Here is a 25,094-nt window from a genome sequence, read left to right on the forward strand (position 1 = left end):
TGGAACCTAAACCCAAACTAAACAAATGTATGAATTTTTACAGGACATTTAAATATGGCAGATCCGGCCGTATTTATGCCAGGATACTATTGAAATTGAAGCTAACTTTTATACTATTGACCACTGTGATTCTGCAGGTTAGCGCAACCGGCTATGCCCAGGTCACACTAAAGGAAAGTGCCACTCCATTGGAGAAGGTAATTCAAAAAATAAGAAGGCAAAGCGGGTATGATTTCTTTTATAATGCAGGGATGTTGATTAAGGCCAGACCGGTTACCATCAATATCAGAAATGCGGAAGTAGAAGAGGTGCTTGAGCTTTGTTTCAAAGATCAGCCATTCACCTATAAGATAGAACAAAAGACCATAGTCATCAGATACCTTGATGTTGTGGAATTGCAGAATCGTGCAATCATTGTCAGAGGGAGAATTATTGATGAAACAGGGAAACCTATTCCCGGAGCATCGATCAGGTATGCAGGAACTGCAACTGAACGGGGGCAAACTGTAAGCAGCGACGAGAATGGACAGTTCCGGATCGTGGTGCCTTCAGAGAAGACTGTATTGTTGATCTCTTTTGTCGGCTATAAAACGCAGGAAGTTAAACTCAGACCTGGTCAGCCTCCTCTTACGATAAAAATGGAGCAGGCGGAAAATAAAATGAACGAAGTAGTGATCAGTACCGGAATTTTTCGCAAAACTGATAAGAGTTTTACAGGAGCCTCTACAACAGTTACCGCAAAAGAACTTCAGCAATTTGGCAACAGGAACCTGATTACCTCTTTACGTAATATTGATCCTTCATTTAACCTGATTGAGAGTAATATGTTTGGAAATAATCCGAACAGGATGCCTGAGATTCAGATTCGCGGGAATTCCAGTATTCCAAATGTAAACCAGCTGGAAGATCAGACAAAGGTAGGGTTGAATACACCCCTGATCATTCTTGACGGATTTCAGTCTACCGTACAAAAAATGCTGGATATCAATGAAAATGAGGTGGAGTCCATTACCATCCTCAAAGATGCTTCGGCAACGGCCATTTATGGTTCACGTGGTTCAAATGGCGTAGTTGTAATTACGACTAAAGCGCCCAGACCGGGGAAACTCAGGATTACCTATCGGGGAGATGTGTCCGTAGAAGCACCTGATCTGAGTGCCTATCAGCTTTTAAATGGGAGGGATAAATTAGAGCTTGAACGTAGGGCTGGTTATTTTGACCATACGACGAGTGGTAATGGAGAAAGTGACCGGGCAGAAGATGTTATCCGACTTCAGCGTTATTATAACTACCTGCTTAATGAGGTTAATAGTGGCGTAAATACGGATTGGTTGTCTATGCCAACCCGTACCTCTGTTGGACAAAAACATAACTTGCGTCTGGAAGGCGGGGATACGAAGTTTCGGTATGCTGCCTCAGCTCAGTACAATGATGTGGAAGGGGTAATGAAGGGATCAAACCGCAAGACATTTAATGGCGCAATCACTTTGTCTTACCTGCTTGAAAATGTGAAATTCAGGAATAACCTTCAGATTGCAGATGGAAATTCTGCGGAATCGCCTTATGGAAAGTTCAGCGATTTTGTAAAAATGAATCCTTACTGGAGACCATATGACAGTGATGGCAATGTAATTAAAGAACTGGGCTATCCCGGGAGCCTGGATTATACCGGATACTGGAGGAATTTGCCTGTTAATCCCTTATACGATGCCACCCTGAATACTTTCGATAAGAGCTCCCGATCTGAAATTACAAACAATACTTCTGTGGAATGGACGATTATGAAAGATATTCTTTTCCGGGCACAGCTTGGGTTATCTAAAAGAGTAGAACAAACTGATCGGTTCCGGCCGGCAGACCATACTGCTTTTACCAATTATGCGATTGAAGACTTCTTTCGCAGAGGGGATTACAAGTATGGAATCTCAAATGCGTTTGCTTATGATGGCTCTCTCAACTTGTCATATACAAAAGTTTTTGGAGAAAAACATACCGTATTTGCCGGTGCAGACTACAATATGCGTCAGGATAAGGGCTCAGCCTATAATTTCCTTACTGAAGGATATAGTAATGCAGATCTGGATTTTATGTCTACAGGGCTTCAGTATGAGAAAAACGGAAAACCTTCTGGTTATGAGTCATTATCCCGTGCAATCGGCCTTACCGGTAACCTGAACTATATTTATGACAACCGTTACTTTGCCGATGTGTCCATGCGTATAGATGGTTCATCTCAGTTTGGAACGAGTAAGAGATTTGCTCCGTTTTGGTCCACAGGTATCGGCTGGAACATCCATAATGAAGCCTTTTTTAAAGGAAGTAAAGTTGTAAACCGATTGAAGTTACGCGGATCTGCAGGGATTACCGGTTCACAGAATTTTAGCGCTTACCAGTCTCTTTCTACTTATCAGTACTATACTGATGACCGCTATTTCAATTGGAATGGCGCTTATCTTTTAGGTTTGGGAAATAAAGATCTTCAATGGCAACAGGCCATGAAGTACAATATTGGGGTAGATGCAGAATTTTTAAACAGCAGGTTGAGGTTGACTGGAGATTACTATATAGAAAATACCAACGACCTGATCTCCTCTGTAAACCTTCCGGCCTCTAACGGTTTTGATAGCTATATCGCAAATATTGGCCGGATGAGAAATAAGGGGTTTGAAATCAAAGCCACCGGTTATGTGATGAGCCGCCCTCAACAAGGCTTCTTTTGGAGTGTCAGTGCTGCTTTGATTCAAAACAGGAATAAGGTTCTGGAGACTTCGCAGGCAATGAAAGACGCCCAGCGGAAACTCCAGAATGATACAGGAGCACCGCAGACATTATATGTGGAAGGTTATTCCAGTAATGCCATCTGGGTGGTACCTTCATTGGGAATAGATCCGAGTACGGGAAAAGAATTATACCTGGGAAAAGATGGACTCCCAACTTATGTGTGGAGAGGAAAAGATGTAGTAGCTGTTGGATCAACGGATCCAAAATACAGAGGTAACTTCAGTACCATGGTCCGTTATAAGTCGCTATCCATGAACGCAGTATTTGGATACCGTTTCGGAGGACAGCAATATAATCAGACCTTGATTGATAAAGTAGAAACGACCAGCTATAAATACAATGTAGACCAAAGGGTTTATGACAGCCGTTGGCAACAGCCCGGAGATCAGGCCGCATTTAAAGGCCTGTTAGTGAACTCTCCGACTTTCAAAACCTCCCGTTTTGTACAGGACGAGAATACCATTACCTGTCAGAATATCAATCTTCAGTATGACCTGAGGTCAAAATATCTGCTGAAAAATATGGGGATGGAAGCATTGTCTTTCTCAGCAAGCATGGCTGATGCTTTTTATATATCCACAGTGAGACAGGAACGGGGAACATCTTATCCTTTCTCCAGACAATTTTCTCTGAGTATTAACGCGACATTCTAAATTATTGAGATGAAAAATATTAAACAAACCTTATTGGTCCTGGTGGCAGTACTTTCTTTGATCTCCTGTAAGAAGTTTCTTACGGTAAATCCAAAGACAGAGATGCCTCAGGATAAACTCTTCAGTACAGAAGGAGGGTTTAAAGATGCGTTAACCGGCGCATACATTCAAATGAATGACAAAAATGCTTATGGTTTTGCTATGACTATGGGGACTGTAGAGAACCTGGCGTCGAGTTGGGATGTAGTTGCAAATACCGCTGAACAAAGAATCGGACTTTTTAATTTTGATGATGAAATTGTTCGGAACCGGCTTTCTGATATTTTTAAAATGGAGTACAAGGTCATTGCCAGTGTGAATGCGATTCTTGCTCAGATTGATCAGAAAAAAAGTGTTTTCAAAACCAGTGGGATGTACGAAACGATAAAGTCAGAATGTCTGACTATCCGTGCGTATTGCCATATGGATATGCTGCGGTTGTTCGGCCCATCACCTGCAAACGTGAACGTTGGGAATATGCTTCCCTATGTGAAAGTGTTATCTAATGTGCCTAATCCAGGCCTTCCTTATGAGACTTTCAAAACGGCATTGCTGCAGGATCTTGCCGAAGCAGAAGCTTTGGTGAAAGACATAGACCCGATTACTCAGTATTCTCTTGATGAACTTAGAAAACCAGGGCCACAGAATGCTTTTAATCCCACAGATACCTATATGGCTTTCCGCTACCTGAGGTTGAACTATTATGCGATAAAAGCATTGCAGGCCCGTGCATATTTATGGTTTAATGATAAATCCAGGGCATATGAATCAGCAAAAGTGGTGATTGAAGCTAAAAATAAAGATGGGAAACCTAAATTCAGACTGGGTACAGCTGCTGATATGAGCGCTAAAGATTACCTGTTGACTTGTGAGCATATTTTTGGTTTATATGACTTTAAACTATATACCAAATACATGGAAAACTTTGCCAATGGGAATTTAAAAAAAGGAAGCTCCGCGACAACCATTAATGGCCAGTTATATGGAAATACGGGTACTGATATTCGTGAAGCCAACTTATGGCAATTGGTTGTACAAGCCAATTCCGCAAAGACTTATGTATTGAGAAAATACCAGGTGCCGGAAAAACAAGACATCTATCAACCGGATCTGAAACAAATTCCGATGCTCAGGATTAGCGAGCTTTATCTGATCGGCATGGAGAGCGCCTCTGCCGGCGAAGCAGCTGCATTATGGAATACCTTCCGTATCTCAAGAAACCTTCCTCCGGCTCCTTTTCCAGCAGACCCACTTCAGCTTGAGCTGGCGCTGTTGAAGGAATACAGGAAAGAGTTTTATGGGGAAGGTCAAGGCTTCTTTGCTTATAAAAGACTGAATGCACCCAAAACAAGTTTTCTTTTTGCTCCATCGGCTGCAACAATCAATTACCTATTGCCTTTACCAGCAACTGAAAGCGTTAATTTTTAATCTATCGAGAAATGAACAGACTAATATATTTAGCCATAATGATGATTCTTTTTACCACCATAGGCTGTAAAAAGGATCAGTATTACCTCTATAACGATGTTGCAAGATTGCAGTTCGGGCCGGATGTGTCCCGGATTTATAAAAGTGATTACAATCTTGCCGATACCTTGAAGACCTCAACTTTTTATTATGAAAGCGATCAGGTACTGCTGGATACGGTATGGTTTGATATTTATGCAATTGGTGGGCCAACTGTTGCGGATAGACCCTTCAAACTGGAGCAGGATTTACTTGCCGGAGCTGATAATGCGGTGGCTGGGACGCATTATAAATCTTTTGATGATCCGGCCATCTTAAAAAACTATGTAATCAAAGCGGGGGAGGTCCATGCTTTCGTTCCCGTGATTCTGATGAGAGACCCTTCTTTAAAAACAAGGACCGTAACCCTCAAATTCAATATAGTAGCAAACGATCAGTTTCAGTTGGGGGAGACCAGTAATTTATGGAGAAAAGTTGTTTTTACTGACCGCTTAAGTCAGCCGATTATTTGGAATGCTACGATATCCAGATATTATCTGGGCGACTATAGTGTGGTTAAACATGCCTTCATGATTGAAACTACCGGTCAGAAATTTGATCAGGCATTCATTACCAAGATCTATTCTGAATTTGCCCCTATGAGTTATTGGGTGGGTGTTCTTAAAACCAATCTTATAGACTACAATAAACTGCATCCGAATGATCCCTTGAAAGATGAATTCGGCCAATTGGTCATCTTCCCATAATTAAACAGTTATAAAAATGAAAAATAGAAATTACCTGATTTTCTTGCTCTTAACGGTAATGATAACCTCTTGTAAGAAGGATAAAATTAACGATTATCAGCCTAATGAAATCATTACTATAAAGGGCATTGAGGAGCGCTACACTAAAATGTCTCTTGCCGATAAGATTACTCTGGATCCTGAAGTGAGTTCAACAGACCCCAAGGCGGAATTTGAATACATGTGGGGAATATATGAAACCAATGTACAGGGATATGCCCCCAAATTAGATACGATTGCCAGAACCAAAGCGATAAATTACCTGATTAAGCAGGATGCAAAAGGTTGGGTATTGGTTTTTCGTGCAACCAATAAGAACACTGGTTTTTCAAAGTATGTCACTTCAGACATTAACGTGACCACGCTATTTACCCGGGGATGGTATGTGATGAAAGATAATGGAAATGAAACCGATCTGGATTTATTCATGACTCCGGCATCTATTGTTCCTGAATCTAAGAGGGAGGATGTTTTTAGTTTGGTGAATGGACGGAAACTACCGGGAAAGGCGATGTTGATGAATTATTATACGAATTATAAATCAAACGTCGGCGGAGTTTTTGTCAATACAAAATCGCTTTTTCTGATTACGGATAAGGATGCATCTGTTGTTAATATCAATACCCTTAAGGAGATCAATGGATTCAATCAGATGTTTTATCAGGCTCCGGGAATAAAGGCGCCTGGCTTTGTTTCTGATGGGAGCCAGGCCAATTATTTTATGAATAACGGTCAGCTTTATGGGTTTTATACCATGTCTATCAATACCGGGCAGTTTGGTCAGCGTAAATTGATCGATGAATCCAATAGTCCTTATCACCTGTCGAGATACTTTTTAACTGCTCATAATTATGATCCGATTTTTTTTGATGAGGTGAGCAGTTCTTTCTTTTCTGCGGATGGATCAGGAGATGCACTCAACGCTCTGGTAGAAGATGAGGAAACAGAAATGAAAGCTACACACAATAATAAAAAGCTATTGTTTATGGGAGCAAAAAGTTTATATCCGGACTATCATGGGTATGCTGTGCTACAAGATAAAACAGATGCGGCACTTAAAATACTGACCCGGATTAACCCTGATCCTTATAGCTTTAAGCTGGTTAATGATACCCTGAAAACAACCGATAAGATTTATCATGCCAGTCGCTATGCGTTAATCGACACGGATGAGAACGTTATCTACTTTGTAGTTGGTAATCAGGTCTGGTCACGCAATCTTTCGAATAAATTCGAGCAGTTACAGTATACCATTCCTGCCGGAGAAGAAATCACCTTTATGCGGCATCGCAGGAATCCTCCTTTTGGTTCTTTATCAGAGCAGGAGAAACCGTATGAATACAACCTGATCATGATTGGTACTAAAACCGGAGGAAACTATACTGTCCGCATGTTTAAGAAAACGTCCGGAAATTTGTTGCCGGAACCATTGATTACACTTAAAGGGAAAGGTAGCGTAGGGGATGTGATGTACATGGCGCCGTCAATGGGCACTGATACTTATCCCAATACTTATTAACACAATCAACCAAATTACACATAGAAATGATGAACATTAAAAAATTATGTAGTATCGCTTTGTTGTCTTTGACAACAGGCGCTGCATTTGCTCAATTGCCGGTAGAGGTAACCGGAGTACTAAAAAAGAAGAAAATGACCCCTGTAAAGCTTTTTAAGGTTGTGGAGGGGAAAACCGTAGAGATGGGGAGCTCAAGTCCGGGTAATCAGGGGAAATTTGGATTTATTTTTTATCCGGAGTATGAAGGTCTGTATGTGATCGGAACCGGAAATGATAAAAGCCAGAACGACAATTATAAATTCTATTTTAAGGGAGGTGAACGGCTTTCTTTTTCCATTCTTGATTCCAGCTATGTACTTACCGGCAAGCTGAACTCTAAAGAAAATACAGTATTGACACAATGGCATGATCTTGTTTTTCCGTTAGAGCTTAAAGCCATTAATTTTATGAAAGTGCAAAGTACTTTCGTCGATTTTTTTCCACAACTGGAGGAGATCTCTGCTAAAACAAAGAATTTTTTAACCGGAAAAGCAACCGGGAATGCGCGTTTTGACAAGAACATGAAGCAACTCATGGCTTGGGATATGGCCAGCTTTGCCACGAATTTCTTAAATACACCACGTTCTGCACATCCTTCTGTTGAAGAATGGAGCTCGTATTATGATACCCTCAGGGCTGCAGATTTTGCACAGTCTACTACGCCTGTGTATAGCTATCCCTGGGGTGACCGTACCTTGTCTGGTTTGATTAGTGTAAATATGAGAAAGGATAAAGTTCCTTATGGAAAAGGTGTGGCAGGAATGAAAGGAATGTTGTCTTTTTTGCCAAATGATACCTTAAAAGGAGATGTGATCCTGAATCAGGTGTCAGGCATTAAAAGCTACAATGATTACAAAGACATGATAGATGTCTATGGTAAATATGTGATCACTAGTAGTCAGAAAAAAAGAAATATGGATATTCTTGCTCCGCTGGCTTTGTTAAAGCCAGGCGATGCTGCTTTTCAATTCTCTTATCCGGATAAAGATGGAAAGACAATCACCATGGATAATTTAAAAGGGAAAGTAGTTTTGGTAGATGTATGGGCAACCTGGTGCGGGCCATGCAAAGCAGAAATCCCCCATCTGAAAAAACTGGAAGAAGAGATGAAAGGGACAGATGTTTCTATCGTCAGTATCTCTGTAGACGAGGCGAAGGACAAAGATAAATGGTTAAAAATGATCAAAGACGATCAATTGGGAGGAACTCAGTTGTTTGCTTCCGGTTGGGGAGATCTGGCTAAGTATTATAAAATTACAGGAATTCCAAGGTTCATGGTTTTCGACAGACAAGGTAAAATTGTAACGGTGGATTCTCCGAGGCCATCAAACCCGGAGCTAAAGACCCTACTAGAAAAAACACTGGCGAAATAATTTTCATTATTGGTATTCCATTAACGCTCCAATTCACTAATCTGCTATTCTTAGATAGCCGGTTTGATGGAGATGCAGGAAGGATTATCCTTCCTGCATCCTTATCTCAAGCCTCTTTCATACTCCCGACTTTAATGAAAAATAAAAATAAATTGTACATCATTTTTATGGTGTTGGTATTGCTTATGGACCAAACTGTTTATGCTCAGCAAAATAAAATTTCCCGCTCAAATCTTAGGGCCAGGATTCCGTTCGAAAACGATAATGGTGCCATTATTTTAACGGTTAAAATCAATGGAAATCCCCGGCCTTTAAAACTATTATTTGACACTGGTGCAGACGGCATGGCGGTTAGTCAACATCTTGCAGATGAGATTGGTCTGAAAGTTTCCAGAAAACAAAAGGCCTCTGTAGTAGGAGGGAGCGTGGATATCTCTGTTTCAGAAGGAAATGTGGTACGGCTTGATTCGTTTGATTTGCCGAATCAGAGCATTGCAATCTTTAAAGAAATGGATAAGGGAGCGGACGGGATTATCGGGAACATTATTACCAGAAATTACGTTACGAAAGTTGATTTCGACAAAAAGGAGCTTTCATTATATGATTTTGATGGTTATGAATATGACCAAAATGGAACAGCAATTCCGGTGAGCTTTCCATCAGGACTTTTTATCATCCCTGGTATATTAAGCGTCACTTCCGGGCAGTCGCATCCGGCAAATTTTGTGTTTGATACCGGTGCGGCATATAGTCTGATTTGTTTTCGTCCATTTGTTAAGAAGAACCGTTTGCTGGTCAGCGGTTTTAAGCCTGAATATAACGGGAGTACGACCAGTATGGGCCTGACTACACCAACTTTTACCGGTAAAGCATTTTCTTTTTCATTTTCTGACATGCCTGCTATTAAAGATATGCCTGTTACCTTAATGGCTGGTGGTGGGCAGAGTGAAGACTGGAACCCGGGATTTGATGGTTCCATTGGTGCGAGGCTAATCAGCAGGTATAATTTCACAATTAACCTGCGTAAAAAGGAAATTCATCTGGTTGCGAATAAAAGTTATGCTTATCCTAATGATTTTGTAATAGGAGGGTATCTTTTTGGTTTTGATCACAAGGGTAATCTGTTGGTGCAAGGGGTAACCGCAGTTGAAAATCAAAATATGAGTCTTAAAAAGGGATCCAGTGTAACCACTTTGAATGGTCTTTCCCCTCAATTATTATTAAAGGAAAACAAAAGGCTGAAGGCTTTGCTAAACTTGCCGGAAGGCAGCAAGTATGTCATCGAATCTGTTCATGATGGACAAGCCTTTAAAGATGTCATCACGAAATAATCCTGATTTATATTAAAATACAATCAACTTAATTGATCAATAAATGAAAATATTTAAATTATATGGGCTGCTGTTTATAATGATAGTCAGTCTCGGATCCAATGCTCAGGAAAGTCAGTTTGTTAAGATAAACTCCTGGAAGGAACTATTTGTAAAAGCAAAAAATGAGCATAAGCTAGTGTTTGTCGATAGTTATTTTGTTGGCTGTCACCCCTGTAAAGAAATGGATGACGAAGTGTTTCCACATCAGGATGTGATACAGCTTATGAAAGAAAACTTTATCAGTGTTAAAATAGATTTTATGGTAGAGGAGCTGGGGAAAGAGTTGCAAGTAAAATATGCAGTGACTGGTTTCCCGACTTTCCTGATTTTAAATGGAGAAGGTGAGTTACTCTCCAGATTTTCAGGATATCAGGAGGCTGATGTATTTCAAAAGTTATTAAGTGAAGCAATCTTAAAGTCGAAAAAGGGGCAGATTTTAGGCGGATTTAGCCCTTCACTACAGGTGCCTTATCCCGGGTTTTATCCGGCGATGTTCAAAGGACGTCAGCCAATGAAAACAGATTCACTTACTATTTATCTGGATCAGGTTAAGGATCCTTTGATTGAACCCGCTGCAATTCCTTTTCTGGTTGCCAGAACCCTGAATAAGAAATGGGACGATTATTTCCTTAAGAATTATAATTCGTTAGAGGAGAGGTATGGTAAAGAACTGATCTGGACAAAAAGAAATTCGATCCTGAATGCTCGCCTGAAAGCACTTGGAAGTAAGAAAGATAGTGAGCGTTTTAATGTTTTTCTGAAAGAAGTCCGACCGCTTTTTTCAGAGAAAGACTGGGCTTACGCAAGAATGGATATGGCCGAGGCTTATTATTATAATCTTCATAAAGACCGTAAAGCATTCTTTAAATATGCGGCAGAAAACTATAATGATGACGACAATAAAATTCGTTATCTGTCTATGTACCTGAGCGGAACTACAGTCGATGCTGAGGAAAAGGAACTGTTCATTCAATGGATGAGAAAGGTTGTTAATAGGCATTCTTCTTATGCTGTTCTCTCGGCAGCAACCAGATTGATGTTAGCTCAGAATGATCGGCAAGCGACAAAAAAATATGCGGAATGGGGATTGGCAAAAGCCCGCTTGCTAAAAAAGGATGAAAGTTATTTCCAAAATATGCTGACAAAGGCTTCCTAGTGATAAGTTTCCTTAACAAATGATACTTGCTTAGTTTATGCTAAGGAGTTGCCGTAGGGTTGGAAGCATTTGGTTTGAGACCTCACCAATCGTTTCTAATCTTAGGGCAACCCGTTTCCAGCCCTATGCAGCTCGCTGTGATATAGTTTTTTTCTAATGGTGTTTTAAGCTTCTTTGCTGGCAAGAATGGTCGCTAAAGCTAGTTGCGGTTGGTTTTTCAGAATTGAGGTCCAGGAAGTAAAAACCTTTTAAAAATTAATGCAATAATAAACTAAATTTGCGGGAATGAAATTAAACCGCATCATCCTGCTGCTGCTGATTTTCTTTGCAACGGGTCTTCATGAGGGGTATGCCCAGGTAACTGCTGTTTCAGCAGATACATTGCCTGTAAAGCGTGTTTACCCTAAAAAAATAGTGAAGGATGCAGCGTATTATGCGCGGAAGAATTACGTGACAGATTCAATCATTACGCATACCTGGATTCTGCCAGATTCTATGATCAATAAGAATATCATCATAGATAGCATTCTGAAAGCAAATCTTTCCCGGCGCTCTGACCTTTTTAACAGGTATAAGGAAATAGGAACAGTAAAGAAAATTAGTCCTTTCCGACCCGGAAAGCCTGTACCAAAAGGAGAGATCTGGGTTCTTGGTGTATTGGCCATATTGCTGGCCATATTCTCTGCTTTGAAAATTGCTTTTTCCAAACAGCTGCAGAGTATCATCCAGTCTTTTTTTAGCAATCGTATTTTGAATAATCTGAATAAAGAGGATAACCTGTTCACTTCATGGCCCTTTCTCTTGTTATTTGTGCAGTTTGGATTTACTTTAGGCATGTTTTTTTACCTGGTTTCTCAGTATTATCATGTCACTTTTTCCAGTAGTGGATTTCAGTTTTATGTAAGTATTTCGATACTCATTGTAGTTTTGTATGTATTCAAAATTATCATTTTACGGATGTTAGGCTACCTTTTTGATGTGCAGAAGGCGGTAAATGAATATGTTTCTATATTATATTTAAGTTACTTTAATCTTTCTCTGGTGTTCATTCCATTGGTTATTGCATTTGCCTTATCTCCTTTAAGGTATGGACCTTACTATGTGGCAGCTTCTTTTGTACTTCTCGCGATTATCTTTACTTTCCAGTTTATCCGGGCAGGAATTAACATTTTATCTCATTATAGATTTTCTAAAGTCTATTTATTTTTGTACTTTTGTGCCCTCGAAATTTGCCCTATATTAATATTAATCAAGGCAATAGGATTTTAAAGCGGTAATTAGGTAAAATGCAAGAAAAGACAGAAGATAGGTTGCGTAAGGTTAAAAGTATATTAATCACCTTACCAAAACCAGAAACAGAGAAGTCTCCTTATTTTGATTTGGCAAAGAAATACAACCTGAAAATTGATTTTAGATCATTCATTCATGTTGAAGGAGTTCCAGCCAGAGACTTCAGAAAGGACAAAATCACATTAGGTGATTTTACTGCAGTAGTGTTCACCAGCAGAAATGCGGTAGATCATTTCTTCAGAATTTGCGAAGAAATGAGATATGACGTGCCTGCTGACCTGAAATATTTCTGTATTTCGGAATCTACCGCCCTGTATTTGCAAAAATACATCCAGTACAGAAAACGCAAGATTTTCTTTGGTAAGCAGACTGCAGCAGACCTTGCTGAAGTGTTGAAAAAACATGCCAATGAGAAATTCCTATACCCATGCTCTGATGTGGCAACGGAAGATACGATGAACTTCCTTCAGAAAAACGGATATGATTTTACCCCGGCTGTATTGTTCAGAACGGTGGTGTCTGACCTTTCAGATCTGGCTGAGGTGTTCTATGATGTGATTGGATTTTTTAGTCCTTCCAGCATCCAGTCCTTATTCACCAATTTCCCAGACTTCAAGCAGAACAATACTCGTATTGCTGCCTTTGGGTTAAATACGCATAAGGCTGTAAAAGATGCAGGTTTGATTGTGGATATCGCCGCACCGTCACCAGAAGCGCCCTCTATGATCATGGCAATTGAGAATTACATAAAAAAATCAAATAAGTAACATTAGATTTCTTTTTGTATCTTAAAGTTTTCATTCCGAAACTTTTTTTGAAAGTTAGTGCTTTTTAATTTTTAGTAAAAAAGGCTTTCTGATAAGGCATTGGTGTGGGAAAATGAACGGAAAACTTTGTTCATTATTGCTTTTGGTCGCATTTTTATAGTTCAATAGTTGTTTATATGAATCTTAATCTATAAAATTGCTATAAAATTGCCTGATTATATGAGGAGAAATATCTACTTTTTTGGATTTATTGCTACGATCTTATTAGCCAGCTGCGGAAAAGGCGGACAAGGAGAATTGGTTGGGGTTTACAATAAGAAGTTCAAAAACAACCGGGTTCCATTGGGAATGGTATATGTACCTCCTGGCAGGACCCTGATCGGAATGTCTGATGAAGACATTAATAATTCGCAAAGTTCTCCAAGCCGCATGACCTCCTTCAGTGCCTTTTTTATGGATCAGACGGAAATTTCCAATGCGGAATACAGGCAATTTGTAAACTGGGTAAGAGATTCTGTTGCGATCAGCAGCTTAGGCCCCAGTGGTGCAGCAGCATTTTATAAGCCGGCACCTACAGGTACTCCTACTTCAATTTCTGAACGTTATATTGACTGGAAGAAGGTTGGAAATGGCTCTAACCTATGGAGTACAAAATCTGGAGGACTTGGCACCAAGCTTACAGACATGTACTATAGTGGCGCTGATGCTTTGCCAGGCAGAAATGAAATTGATGTAAGAAAGCTGAAATATGCTTATAGCATTAACAGTTTAGATCTTGCAGCAGAGGGCAGAAATGATCCCGCTAAAAAAAGACAGGATTTTATCATAACCTATACCGATCTTCCTGACCCTGCCAAACCCAATCAATATCCTTCAGTAAATGTTTATCCTGATACCTTAGTTTGGAAAGTAGATTATTCTTATTCACAGAATGATCCGATGGTCAAAACCTATTTTAACCACCCTTCTTACGATGACTATCCGGTTGTTGGTGTGACCTGGGAACAAGCCACTGCATTTTGCGTATGGCGGACCCGTTTCTACGAATCTGTAGCTGTATCAAGAAAACAACCTCTAAATTCAAGACCCGAATACCAGTTGCCGAGTGATGCTCAATTTGAATATGCAGCAAGAGGTGGTAATGTGAAAACGAAATATCCATGGGGTGGTCCTTATGTGCGTAATACGAAAGGATGTATGCAAGCCAATTTTAAAGTCGGACGTGGTAACTATTCTGATGACGGAGGTTTGTATACGGTAAATGTAAAATCTTATTTCCCGAACGATTACGGCTTATACAATATGGCTGGTAATGTGGCCGAATGGACAGTTACTGCCTACAATCAATCAGCAGCTCCATTACTGCTTGATTTTAACCCGAACTTTACTTACGTAGCAAAATCTTCAGACAGCAAATACCTGAAACGTAAAGTAGTGAGAGGGGGGTCCTGGAAGGACATCGGATTTTTCCTTCAAAATGCTGTTGGTACTTATGAGTACCAGGATCAGGCCCGGTCATATATTGGCTTCAGGTGTATCTCTGCGTACCCGGGTTCTGACATCAAGAATAGAAACTAAAAACAAACATACCACTCTTTCATCCTTAAGAAAATGGCAGCAAAACGTAAATTCGATAAGATGCACCTGGCAATATCGCTTGGTGCCAGTGTAGTCATCCTTGGCGCGCTTTTCAAAATCCTTCACTTAGGTGGGGTATGGGGCAACTACATGATCGGTGTAGGATTAGGTGTCGAAGCAATTTTATTTGCTTTAACTGGCTTTATCCAACCTGAACCTGAGCCTGAATGGGAAAGGGTGTATCCGGAATTAAGAGATGATTTTGATGGGGAATTGCCTAAATCATCGTCTAGAGCTGCTGTTCAGCCTGCTGCTTCATTTTCTTCTACAGCTGCATTGGATAAGATGTTAACGGATGCCAAGGTAGGTCCGGAACTGATTGAAAGTCTGGGTACAGGCTTACGTACTTTTGGAGATAAAGTTGCTGCAATCTCGAATGTTGCAGATGCTTCAACTGCAACGAATGAATTTACCGGTAAGCTGAAAACAGCTTCGGCAAGTTTTGATTCTTTAAATAGTGCTTTTTCGAAAGCAACTGCCCAGCTGGTTGAAATTGGAGAAAGCACAGGTGCTTCTCAGGCCTATCATTCTCAGGTGAATGCACTGGCGAAAAACCTATCTGCTTTAAATGCAGTTTACGAATTGGAATTACAGGATTCAAGTGCCCATTTAAAATCAATGAATAAATTCTATCAGAACCTTTCTCTGACCATGAATAACTTCAACGAATCTATGGAGGACTCCAAACAGTTTAAAGATGAAGTTGGTAAACTGGCTAAAAACTTGTCTTCATTAAATGCAATTTATGGCAACATGTTGTCTGCTATGAACCAGCCACGTATATAAGCGTACTTAATTAGTTATCACTTAATCATCAGACCTAATTAATAATGGCCGCAGGAAAACAAACGACAAGGCAGAAGATGATCAATATCATGTATTTGGTATTGTTAGCTATGCTTGCTTTAAACGTATCAGATACTATTCTTAATGCTTTTAAGAACATCAACGACAGCTTGGTGACTTCAAAAACAAACGTCAATACCAGTATTGAACAGCTTTTTGCTGCATTTCAGAACACTAAACTTAAAGATGAGCCTGCAAGAGCCCAGCCGATATGGGAAAGTGCAAATAAGGCAAAAGCTTATGCCGATGAGCTTACAAACTACATTCAGAAGCTGAAAGATCAGTTTGCCCTTGCCGGAAAAGGAATTGACCCGGAAACAGGAGATTTAACAGAGCGTTCCAATATGGATATTGCTCAGGGAATCATGATCAATCAGAAAGAGGGGGATAAATTACAGACTAAGATCAATGAAACACGTGAGAAACTGATTGCCTTACTTAAACCTGAAGACCGTAAAGGAATTACTTTTTCTCTGGAGGCTAAGGATGCTGAAAAATCCGTAAATGGTAAGAAGAACTGGGCAGACATTAATTTTGGTGAGGGAACGCCGCTAACTGCTGCAAATACCATTTTAACTAAACTTCAATCTGATGTGAAAAATGCAGAGGCTGAAGTGGTAAAGAAATTATTTGGAAATATGGATAAAGCTTTGGTTAATCTGGATCAGTTTGATGCAGTTGCTGTGGCGCCGAGTTCATATGTTATCCAGGGACAGCCGTATACCGCGCAGGTATTTTTAACTGCAAGCGATTCCCGCTCTAATCCGGATATCTCCGTAAATTCAAACCCGCTTTCTGTAAAAGATGGTAAAGGGGTATATACCGGAAGTACCGGAAGTGTTGGTGTCTTCAAATGGGTTGGAACCATCCGTGTAAAACAAACCGATGGTAAAGTGATGGAGTATAAAACTCCTGAGCAAACCTATCAGGTGGCTAAACCATCTGCAACCGTTTCGCCGGATAAGATGAATGTGATTTATGCTGGTATTCCCAATCCTTTTTCAGTATCTGCAGCAGGTTTTCCTTTGGAAAGTGTACGTGCAAGCATGGCTGGTGGATCAATCTCAGGAGGAAATGGTAAATATACCGTTAATGTACCTGGCAGTCAGGTAGGAAAAGAGCTGAGTATCAATGTTTCGGCAACGAGTGGAGGGAAAACTTTAAACCTGGGTTCACAAACTTTCAGGGTGAAGGCTTTGCCAACACCTAAAGCGTTGGTAAAAGGCAGACCGGGTGGAAGTGTTGATCTCGAATGGTTGGAAAGTGCCGGTTTGATGGACACTCAGCTGGATGATTTCGTTTTTGATGTAAAATACAGAGTGATCAGATTCTCGGCAACATTTATCAACCCAAGATCTGACGCGGTAACGATACAAAATAGTGGTGCGGGATTCAGTGGCCAGATCAAAGGCGCTTTAAATTCTATCAAACCTGGAGCAACGGTAATCTTTAAAGACATCGTATGTGAAGGCCCTGATGGTCGTCAGAAAGTATTAGACGGGATCACATTTAGTGCAAAATAGGAGGGAACATGAAAAATATTTTAAGTATTGCGTTATTACTGTTATTGGGGATTGGTGCTTCGGCACAGGATAGTATTCCACCTGCAGTAAAACCTTTGAAAAAGACTAAGATAAAAACACCGCCCAAAGATGGTTTTTCGGCTAGAAAGGATGTGGATAGTGCGGTAATGGTACCTTATGCTGACGTCAGGGAAGAGGATGTATATTACTCAAAACGAATCTGGCGTGAAATAGACCTTAGAGATACGATTAACTCCGTGTTAAGAGCAGAAAATGCCAGGCTGATTGATGTATTAATGGAAGCAATTACCAACGAAGAACTGACCGCATATTCTTCTAAGGATACTGTTGCAGGAAAAATTCTTGAAGATAATGATTCCTTTAAAATTGCTTTAACTGCACAGGAAGCTTTGCAAAATATGCGTGGGGTAACGGAAGGAACTCCGGATGCAACTACAGGGAAAATTGCTGAGCCAAGTCTTAAGAAATTCAGACCTGATGAATTCCTGAAATTCAGGATCAAAGAAGATTGGATTTTAGATACAAAACGTTCTATTTTTGAACCCCGGATTGTAGGTCTGGCACCAATGAAAATGGTGGAAGGAAACTGGCAACCGGTATTCTGGATCTATTATGATGATGCACGGGAGCTATTGACGAAGAAGAAGTTAATGAACCCGGCTAATGATGCCTCAGTTCTGACTTTTGATGATTTCTTTGTAAGGCGTTTGTTTGCCAGCTATATCGTGAAAGAAACGAATCCAGGGAATAAAAATATTACTGATATGCTGGGCCTTACTGACCCTAAAGATCCGAGAAAATTATATGAATCGGAAAAGATTAAAAAATCTATAGCAGATTTTGAACAAAGCCTTTGGGAGTATTAATTCCCGAAAATTATTGCCATAAAAATCCGGTCTTTCTTAAAGAGAGGACCGGATTTTTTTATGTCTTATTCTTTATTAAAGTAATTGGTTAAAGCAATGACCTGCGCTTTATTGAGAACCTTCTGTAATTCGGCTTCTTCTGCCTCCCGGATTTTTTTTACGGATTTGAAATGGCGTAACAATTTGTCAGCTGTAGTTTTTCCGATACCCTCTATCTGTTCCAGCTCTGTTTTGAGTGTTCCCTGATCTCTTTTTTTTCTGTGGAAGGTGATGCCAAAACGGTGAGCTTCATCACGAAGTTGTTGTATGACTTTAAGCGTTTCTGATTTTTTGTCCAGATACAGCGGATAAGGATCTCCTGGAAAAAACAGTTCCTCCAGTCTTTTTGCAATTCCAATCACAGCAACCTTCTTGTCTATCCCCAGTTTCTTTAAGCTGGCCATAGCAGAGGATAGCTGCCCTTTTCCGCCATCAATTATGATCAACTGAGGCAAAGTCCCCTCTTCTTCCAGCATGCGCTTATATCGCCTCAAAACCGCTTCCTCCATTGTGGCAAAGTCGTTGGGGCCCTCTACTGTTTTGACATTAAAATGCCGGTAGTCCTTCTTCGAAGGTTTGGCATCTTTAAAAACTACAATTGCCGACACGGGATACTTGCCCTGGAAGTTAGAGTTGTCAAAGCATTCAATATGTTTAGGGAATTGAGTTAAGCTCAGGTCCTTTTGCATCTGCGTTAAAATGCGATCTGTTCTTAAATCTGGATTGAGTTTCTCATATTGGTTCAGCTTCTCCTTTTTAAAGAATAAGACATTTTTCTGGGATAGCTCCAGCAGGCTTTTCTTCTCTCCTAGTTTTGGAACGGTGAAGCGGATATTTTTATCCTCCAGGCTGAGCTCAAAAGGAACTACGATTTCTTTGGAGGTGCTGTTAAATTTGGTTCGGAACTCGGTAATGGCAATCGTTAATAACTCCTCATCGGTCTCATCGAGTCTTTTTTTAATCTCAATGGTCTGAGTCTGAATAATGCTGCCGTTCATGATCTTCAGGTAATTGACAAAAGCGTATCGCTCATCGGATGCAATGCTCACTACATCAATATTGGTAATGGCACTGCTGACCACAGTCGATTTGCTCTGGTATTTTTCCAATACGACTAGTTTTCTTTGGTATTGGTGGGCATATTCGAAATTCAGCTCCGCCGCTGCATCCTTTATAACCTGCTTTACATCTTTGATGACATTCCCGATCTTTCCATTCAGAATGTCTTTTATTTCTTCAATATTTTTGTCGTAATCCTCTAAACTCTGATAAGCCTGACACGGTCCTTTACAATTGCCAATCTGATATTCCAGGCACACCTTAAATTTGCCATCATTGATATTTTTTTCAGTAAGCGGCAGGTTACACGTACGAAGGGTATAGGTTTCTTTGATCAGGTCAAGAATGGTATGCATCATTCCCACAGAAGCATAGGGGCCAAAATAAGTAGAGCCGTCTTTCACTCTGTTTCTGGTCCAGAATACCCTTGGAAAAGGTTCTTTCTTAATGATAATCCAGGGATAGGTTTTATCATCTTTCAGCATGATATTATACCTGGGCTGATGTTTTTTAATGAGACTGTTTTCCAGCAGCCAGGCATCAATTTCTGTATCTACAATGGTGAAAGTAATCTTCCTGATTTTAGAAACGAGTACTTTGGTCTTGCCATTCAGCTGCTTATCCTGATTGAAATACGAGCCAACCCTGTTTCTAAGGTCTTTGGCTTTACCGATGTATATCAGGGTATCTTCCATATCCCAATACTGGTAAACACCAGGTTTATGCGGAATATCAGCTAATACCTTTTTATAATCAAAAGCACTCATTGGAATTTTTTAAAATAATTAGAAGCCTAATTTCTCGTCCAGCTCAGTTTTTTGTTCCTGTTGTTGGTACTGATTGCAATCGAATGTAATTGATACTCCATTTTTAGGCGGCTCAAAATCAGCTTTACTCATCTTCAGCTTAGGACTGGCATATACCCGTTTCATAAAACCGGCGTAAATAGGAAGGGCAGTTGTTGCCCCGTCACCTTGTGCCGTACTGGTAAAGTGGAACGCACGGTCTTCACAACCAGTCCATACGCCTGCTACCAATTGAGGGGTAATCGCCATAAACCAACCATCCGAGTTGGCATTGGTGGTCCCGGTTTTTCCACCGATAGGCCCCGTTACCCCAAATCTTCCTGCCAGTCGCCATCCTGTTCCATTGGTCACCACGCCCCGAAGCATTCTGGTCATCACATAGGCAACTTCTTCGTTCATTGCAGGAACTGGAATAGGTTTTTCACTATATAATACCACACCATTTTTATCCTCTATTTTCAAAATATAAGTAGGTTTATTCCACACTCCTTTGTTGGCAAAAACACTGTAAGCACCTACCATGTCATAAACGGAAGCATCAAAAGATCCGAGCGCAATGGATGGATATGCCGGTACTTCAGAGGTAATCCCCATTTTTTTTGCCAGGGTTGCCACTGCAGTTGGTCCCACCTGCTTCATCAGAAATGCGGCGATGTAATTTTGAGAGAGTGCCAGAGCTTTCTGCAGGGTCAGGTATCCAGGTACTGTTCCCGAAGACCTTGGCGTCCAGGGTGCACTTCCCGGAACTTCAATCGTTACCGGTTCATTCAATACACTGAAACATGGAGAATATCCGTTTTCAATTGCTACGGCATAAGTAAAAGGTTTGGCTGTGGAGCCAACCTGTCTGGTTCCCATTTTTACCTGGTCGTATTTAAAATGTTCATAATTGATCCCGCCAACCCAGGCTTTAACATATCCGGATTGAGGATCCATCGCCATCATGGCATTTCTCAACAATAATTTATAGTACTTTACAGAGTCTATAGGTTTCATTAAAGTGTCGACATTGCCTTTCCATGTAAAAATATTTAACCTGGTCGGTGTGTTGAAATCGGCCTTAATTTCTTCATTTGATTTTCCTTCCAGTTGCAATGCCTTATAACGGTCTGATCTTCTCACACCTTGCTCAATCTGCATTTCTTTGCCTTTAAAAGGATTTCGGCCTTTCCAGCTATTATTGAAAGACACCTGCAAAGTTTTCATGTATTCTTTTTGAGCCTCTTCTGCAAATACCTGCATGTCGTAGTTGATGGTGGTGGTGATTCTCAGGCCATCCCTGTCCAGGTCGTATGGTGTGCCATCCGATTTAAGAATAGAGCGGTCCTGGAAGATCTTTTTAATGTCGCTTTTTAATACTGCCCTAAAATATGGGGCAATACCATCGTTTACCGTCGCTGCACTGAAGCGCAGACCGAGTGGTTTTTCTCTTTCTTTTTCAAAATCGCTTTCTGTAAGGAAATCTGCCTTTACCATCAAACCCATAATGGTATTTCTACGGGCTAAGGAACGGTCAGGATTACGGGTGGGTGAGTATCTGGATATTCCTTTCAGAATTCCTACGAGTGTTGCTGCCTGACTTACCGATAATTTATCTGGGGTGGTATTAAAATATACCCTTGCTGCAGACTTTATACCATAGGCCTGATTTCCAAAATCAACCGTATTTAAATACATCACGATGATTTCTTCCTTGGTATAGTTACGCTCTAATTTTACCGCAATTACCCATTCCTGAAATTTTTGCAACAAACGTTTGGCGAAGTTCTTCTGACGTCCTTCTTCTGAGAAGAGGTTTAGTGCCAACTGTTGGGTGATGGTACTTCCACCTTGTTTTTTTCCGATAATGGCATATAGAAATATCGTAAATGTACGTTTGAAATCGATTCCTGAATGCTCCTTGAAACGAACGTCTTCGGTAGCGATTAAGGCATTAATGACATTCGGGGAGATTGCGGGATAAGTTACATTGGAGCGGTTCTGAACGAAATATGTGCCCAGGACTTTACCCTCTTCAGTAATAACCTCAGAAGCCTGATTACTTTTTGGATGTTCGATATCTCTGAAGGATGGGAGTTCTCCAAACAAACCAAAACCTACTGCAATGATGAAGAGAGCAAATAAAACGATTCCTGCAATTAATAATTTCCAAAGTCTATAGTTGTACTTTCTGATGTCTTCTTGCGAAAGTGGTTTGTTCATTTTTAATAGTTGTTTTTATAAAATTCCAGGTATTTATCCAGAATGTCCTTGCTGCTTAGCTTTTCGAAGTTTTCTTTGCTAATGATAAAGCTCTTATAAAGGTTAGCAGGGACCTTCATGATTTGTTTTAACTGTGGATTGATTCCCTCCGCATATGTTTTTGCGTCGTCGAAAGTACCAAAGTTTCCTACAAATATAAGCTGATCATTGTCAAATTCCTTCAATTGATGTCGCAGATTGTTCTCAGTGTAGTTCCCGCGATTAAATTGACCGATACCAAATCGTGACGAACTCAGCGTTAAAGAGGCATCAGCCACATGAACTACATAATAATAAATACTGGAAATTGCTGTACTAAAAATGCCAACTACTTTTACAGGCACTACTGGTTTTCCAGGTGTAACAGCTTTTGGTATAACTGGAGTTTCTATATTTTTTTCTGACTTAACAGGTTTATTTTCTGCAACAGGATTTTTGACGGCTACCGTTACCGGGAACTGTTGTCCAAAGAATTTAGGCTCGTTAGGATCGAAATCTATCAGGGCAATCTGTCTCTTTTTAAATTCTTCCAGATGTTGATTGATATAGGCAAGGTGTTCTTTCACCAATGGAACGATCAGTTTATCATCAGGGAAACTGGTATTGATCTTCTCAAATTCAGTAGTCAGGTTATCTACATGACTGGTCCGGCCAATCGCAATAGCTTTCAGATAGGCAAATTGTGGAGCAAGGTAGTTTTCCGGATTTGCTTTCAGAACTTCATCTACCCTTTGGATAACCGCATTAAAATCTTTTTTCTCATACAGATCAAAAAGATCATTGTACTGTTTGTTTACAGTAACTTCCATTTCCGATTGCCTTAAAGAGAATGAAGGATCCAGAATTGTTTTCGCATAGGTTGAAGAAGCATATTCTTTCAAGACCTTATTCTTAAACATTTCAGATTTTGCCGGGTCAAGTGTTTTGTTGACCAGGTACATTCCATAATAAATTGAAGCCAGGCGGTTATTGTTTGGAAAGCGGTCTAACAGAATTTGGTAGATCTCGTCAGCCTCTTTAGGGTCATTCAGTTCCTGTAGATAGAAGTTGGCCATCTCATGATAAGCATCTATGATTTTTTGATCTGAGATTGCCAGAAGTTCGGGTGTGAGCGGAACAGCAGCAGTAATGAGCTTTACTTTTGATTCGGTGTCTGGAACAGTGACAGGTAAACTATCCGGATTTGCCGCCACCTTACCATTATTGCTATAGCTTTTGTTAATATCCTGGATGGTCTCCTGAGCAGAAGACCGGATGCTTTGACGCCAGTTACTTTCCAGTTTTCTGTTGCCCCATTTCTTCTTGAAATCATTAAAACCAGTACTTAGGGCATTTGAATTTGCAAAATAGAAACTACTGCTGGCATTGGTATTTTTGGTCCGGTTATCATAGCCAGGTTGAAAAGTATTCATGGCATATGTTTCGGTTGTCTTAACGGGTTCCACAATAGGGTTTGCCAATAGGTTTATCTTTGCCGGGCGTTCCTGTTCAGGAAGTTTAGCAATGGACTGAAGGGTGTCTTCCCATGAAATTACCTCATAACGGTCAGTCAGATATTGTAGGTTTTGATTTTTTTTAAGAATCAATTCATAACCAGGGTAGGTTCTGGGTAAGGTATTAGCTGTACTGTCGTAATAAGCCTTCGCTCCTCTGTAGTCCCGGAAGTGTTTAAAATTAAGGTCCGCGATCTTTAAGTAAGACAGGCCCTTCTGATAGGCATTTTTTGTGCTGTTACGTACAGATAATTTATAATATTTTTTTGCCTGATCGTAATCGCCGTCTCTGGCATACGTTTCGGCAACCTGATAATAAACCTGGTCGTGGTAATCTTCATTTTTATCGTCCTTAAGCAGGGCGAGTAACTGATCTTGTTTGTTTATTTTTACGCCACTCATGAAAGCATTGAGCTTAATCCGGTTTAAGTTGGCATTGAAGTACATCTCAAAAGGAGCATTACTTTTTTCTACTTTTCTGTAATAAAATAATGCTTCCGGATAGTTTTCCTGTTGTTCGGAGAGCTGCGCCAGGATATAGGTCCATCGGATACGCTCCGCGCCTGTTGGATTTGCGTTTAGCGCTTCCTTTAATGCGCCAATGGCCTCTGTTGCCATTCGTTGATGAATATAGATCTGAGCAATGGTTGCCAGGGGGTCAGCTTTATTGTTTTTTAGATCGGATATGGTAATGGATAAGGTATCAAGGACCAGTGCTGCCTCACTATATTTGCCCAGTTGCATTAAACTCCTTGCCTTCCAGTCTAAAGCCTGCACATAGCTTTTTTTATTATTGGGGAAGGTTTTTGCAGTATAATCAAAATATTCTGTAGCATTGAAGTAGTTCTGTTTGTAGAAGTTCGCTTTTCCTAAAAGCAGGTATGACTCATCCACATAGTTTCCGTAGCTTTTTTCCAGGAGGATTACTCTTGCTTTTTTTATGATTTCGTCCATAGCTGGCATACTTTCCGAGGGCTGGCTGTTAAAGATGTCATATTTTTCGGGACTCACATACACCGGCAGGATTTCATCATAATTGTCTGCATAGCCTTCTGTCAGCTCTTGCTGATGCTCGATGAGGATCACATTTGAATTATAAATATAATTATAACGGGAGGTTAGGTTCTGCATAGCCCTGCTTCCGGCAGTATCTTTATGTGAACTGCAGGCATAGAGGATGCTGGAGCAAAAGATAAATAGCGTTATCTTTAGAGAGTTGATTGCGTAATTTTCCAAAAAAATGCTGATTGAGTTAAAAGCTTATAACAACAAAATATATGCAAAAGTATTTTATTCAGCAACAACTTCTTAACAAAATGG

Annotated in this window: 16 protein-coding genes; 13 read left to right on the forward strand and 3 right to left on the reverse strand. The window is 40.3% G+C overall.

Annotated features, from left to right (window positions below; translation table 11 throughout):
- Nucleotides 1–29: 29 nt before the first annotated feature.
- The 13 genes from BFS30_RS11690 to gldN all read left to right on the forward strand — a co-directional run bounded on the left by BFS30_RS11690 (nt 30) and on the right by gldN (nt 18,136).
- Nucleotides 30–3,434, forward strand: a complete 3,405-nt coding sequence (locus BFS30_RS11690) for a SusC/RagA family TonB-linked outer membrane protein (RefSeq protein ID WP_069379465.1) — start codon at nt 30–32, stop codon at nt 3,432–3,434.
- Between the two features lie 9 nt (nt 3,435–3,443).
- Nucleotides 3,444–4,901, forward strand: coding sequence for a RagB/SusD family nutrient uptake outer membrane protein (locus BFS30_RS11695; protein WP_069379466.1), 1,458 nt, complete (start codon nt 3,444–3,446; stop codon nt 4,899–4,901).
- 11 nt (nt 4,902–4,912) lie between these two features.
- Complete coding sequence (locus BFS30_RS11700) at nt 4,913–5,686, forward strand: DUF4843 domain-containing protein (RefSeq protein WP_083252020.1); 774 nt, start codon at nt 4,913–4,915, stop codon at nt 5,684–5,686.
- A 16-nt stretch (nt 5,687–5,702) separates the two neighbouring features.
- The gene (locus tag BFS30_RS11705) at nt 5,703–7,244 is read left to right on the forward strand and encodes a PKD-like family lipoprotein (RefSeq protein WP_069379468.1); all 1,542 of its coding nucleotides are present in this window, start codon (nt 5,703–5,705) and stop codon (nt 7,242–7,244) included.
- A gap of 26 nt (nt 7,245–7,270) precedes the next feature.
- On the forward strand, nt 7,271–8,656 hold the full coding sequence (locus BFS30_RS11710) for a TlpA family protein disulfide reductase (RefSeq protein WP_237028741.1): 1,386 nt from the start codon (nt 7,271–7,273) through the stop codon (nt 8,654–8,656).
- Nucleotides 8,657–8,790: 134 nt separating this feature from the next.
- The gene (locus BFS30_RS11715) at nt 8,791–9,987 is read left to right on the forward strand and encodes a retropepsin-like aspartic protease (RefSeq protein WP_069379469.1); all 1,197 of its coding nucleotides are present in this window, start codon (nt 8,791–8,793) and stop codon (nt 9,985–9,987) included.
- A 43-nt stretch (nt 9,988–10,030) separates the two neighbouring features.
- Nucleotides 10,031–11,185: a thioredoxin family protein gene (locus BFS30_RS11720; RefSeq protein ID WP_069379470.1), complete on the forward strand. Its 1,155-nt coding sequence runs from the start codon at nt 10,031–10,033 to the stop codon at nt 11,183–11,185.
- A gap of 285 nt (nt 11,186–11,470) precedes the next feature.
- Nucleotides 11,471–12,454, forward strand: a complete 984-nt coding sequence (locus BFS30_RS11725) for a DUF4271 domain-containing protein (RefSeq protein ID WP_069379471.1) — start codon at nt 11,471–11,473, stop codon at nt 12,452–12,454.
- 17 nt (nt 12,455–12,471) lie between these two features.
- The gene (locus BFS30_RS11730; protein WP_069379472.1) at nt 12,472–13,242 is read left to right on the forward strand and encodes a uroporphyrinogen-III synthase; all 771 of its coding nucleotides are present in this window, start codon (nt 12,472–12,474) and stop codon (nt 13,240–13,242) included.
- Nucleotides 13,243–13,461: 219 nt separating this feature from the next.
- Nucleotides 13,462–14,820 carry an SUMF1/EgtB/PvdO family nonheme iron enzyme gene (locus BFS30_RS11735; protein WP_069379473.1) on the forward strand — a complete coding sequence of 453 codons (1,359 nt, stop codon included), beginning with the start codon at nt 13,462–13,464 and terminating at the stop codon, nt 14,818–14,820.
- Nucleotides 14,821–14,853: 33 nt separating this feature from the next.
- Nucleotides 14,854–15,666 carry a gliding motility protein GldL gene (gene gldL, locus BFS30_RS11740; protein ID WP_069379474.1) on the forward strand — a complete coding sequence of 271 codons (813 nt, stop codon included), beginning with the start codon at nt 14,854–14,856 and terminating at the stop codon, nt 15,664–15,666.
- A 44-nt stretch (nt 15,667–15,710) separates the two neighbouring features.
- On the forward strand, nt 15,711–17,249 hold the full coding sequence (gene gldM, locus BFS30_RS11745; protein WP_069379475.1) for a gliding motility protein GldM: 1,539 nt from the start codon (nt 15,711–15,713) through the stop codon (nt 17,247–17,249).
- 8 nt (nt 17,250–17,257) lie between these two features.
- The gene (gene gldN, locus BFS30_RS11750) at nt 17,258–18,136 is read left to right on the forward strand and encodes a gliding motility protein GldN (RefSeq protein ID WP_069379476.1); all 879 of its coding nucleotides are present in this window, start codon (nt 17,258–17,260) and stop codon (nt 18,134–18,136) included.
- 65 nt (nt 18,137–18,201) lie between these two features.
- On the opposite strand, the gene uvrC is transcribed toward gldN, so the two are convergent.
- Genes uvrC through BFS30_RS11765 form a run of 3 tightly spaced genes read right to left on the reverse strand, consistent with a single transcriptional unit; the run spans nt 18,202 to nt 25,010 of the window.
- Nucleotides 18,202–20,001, reverse strand: coding sequence for an excinuclease ABC subunit UvrC (gene uvrC, locus BFS30_RS11755; RefSeq protein WP_069379477.1), 1,800 nt, complete (start codon nt 19,999–20,001; stop codon nt 18,202–18,204).
- Nucleotides 20,002–20,019: 18 nt separating this feature from the next.
- Nucleotides 20,020–22,242 carry a transglycosylase domain-containing protein gene (locus BFS30_RS11760; RefSeq protein WP_069379478.1) on the reverse strand — a complete coding sequence of 741 codons (2,223 nt, stop codon included), beginning with the start codon at nt 22,240–22,242 and terminating at the stop codon, nt 20,020–20,022.
- 2 nt (nt 22,243–22,244) lie between these two features.
- Nucleotides 22,245–25,010 (reverse strand): tetratricopeptide repeat protein, encoded by a 2,766-nt coding sequence (locus BFS30_RS11765; protein WP_069379479.1) that lies wholly within the window; start codon nt 25,008–25,010, stop codon nt 22,245–22,247.
- Nucleotides 25,011–25,094: the final 84 nt, after the last annotated feature.

The organism is Pedobacter steynii, from assembly GCF_001721645.1.
Classification (GTDB): Bacteria; Bacteroidota; Bacteroidia; order Sphingobacteriales; family Sphingobacteriaceae; genus Pedobacter; species Pedobacter steynii_A.

Excerpts from the sequence above, each read along its gene's own strand:
- BFS30_RS11690 (WP_069379465.1), top strand. The coding sequence starts at position 30 with ATGAATTTTTACAGGACATTTAAATATGGCAGATCCGGCCGTATTTAT.
- BFS30_RS11695 (WP_069379466.1), top strand. The coding sequence starts at position 3,444 with ATGAAAAATATTAAACAAACCTTATTGGTCCTGGTGGCAGTACTTTCT.
- BFS30_RS11700 (WP_083252020.1), top strand. The coding sequence starts at position 4,913 with ATGAACAGACTAATATATTTAGCCATAATGATGATTCTTTTTACCACC.
- BFS30_RS11705 (WP_069379468.1), top strand. The coding sequence starts at position 5,703 with ATGAAAAATAGAAATTACCTGATTTTCTTGCTCTTAACGGTAATGATA.
- BFS30_RS11710 (WP_237028741.1), top strand. The coding sequence starts at position 7,271 with ATGATGAACATTAAAAAATTATGTAGTATCGCTTTGTTGTCTTTGACA.
- BFS30_RS11715 (WP_069379469.1), top strand. The coding sequence starts at position 8,791 with ATGAAAAATAAAAATAAATTGTACATCATTTTTATGGTGTTGGTATTG.
- BFS30_RS11720 (WP_069379470.1), top strand. The coding sequence starts at position 10,031 with ATGAAAATATTTAAATTATATGGGCTGCTGTTTATAATGATAGTCAGT.
- BFS30_RS11725 (WP_069379471.1), top strand. The coding sequence starts at position 11,471 with ATGAAATTAAACCGCATCATCCTGCTGCTGCTGATTTTCTTTGCAACG.
- BFS30_RS11730 (WP_069379472.1), top strand. The coding sequence starts at position 12,472 with ATGCAAGAAAAGACAGAAGATAGGTTGCGTAAGGTTAAAAGTATATTA.
- BFS30_RS11735 (WP_069379473.1), top strand. The coding sequence starts at position 13,462 with ATGAGGAGAAATATCTACTTTTTTGGATTTATTGCTACGATCTTATTA.
- gldL (WP_069379474.1), top strand. The coding sequence starts at position 14,854 with ATGGCAGCAAAACGTAAATTCGATAAGATGCACCTGGCAATATCGCTT.
- gldM (WP_069379475.1), top strand. The coding sequence starts at position 15,711 with ATGGCCGCAGGAAAACAAACGACAAGGCAGAAGATGATCAATATCATG.
- gldN (WP_069379476.1), top strand. The coding sequence starts at position 17,258 with ATGAAAAATATTTTAAGTATTGCGTTATTACTGTTATTGGGGATTGGT.
- uvrC (WP_069379477.1), bottom strand. The coding sequence starts at position 20,001 with ATGAGTGCTTTTGATTATAAAAAGGTATTAGCTGATATTCCGCATAAA.
- BFS30_RS11760 (WP_069379478.1), bottom strand. The coding sequence starts at position 22,242 with ATGAACAAACCACTTTCGCAAGAAGACATCAGAAAGTACAACTATAGA.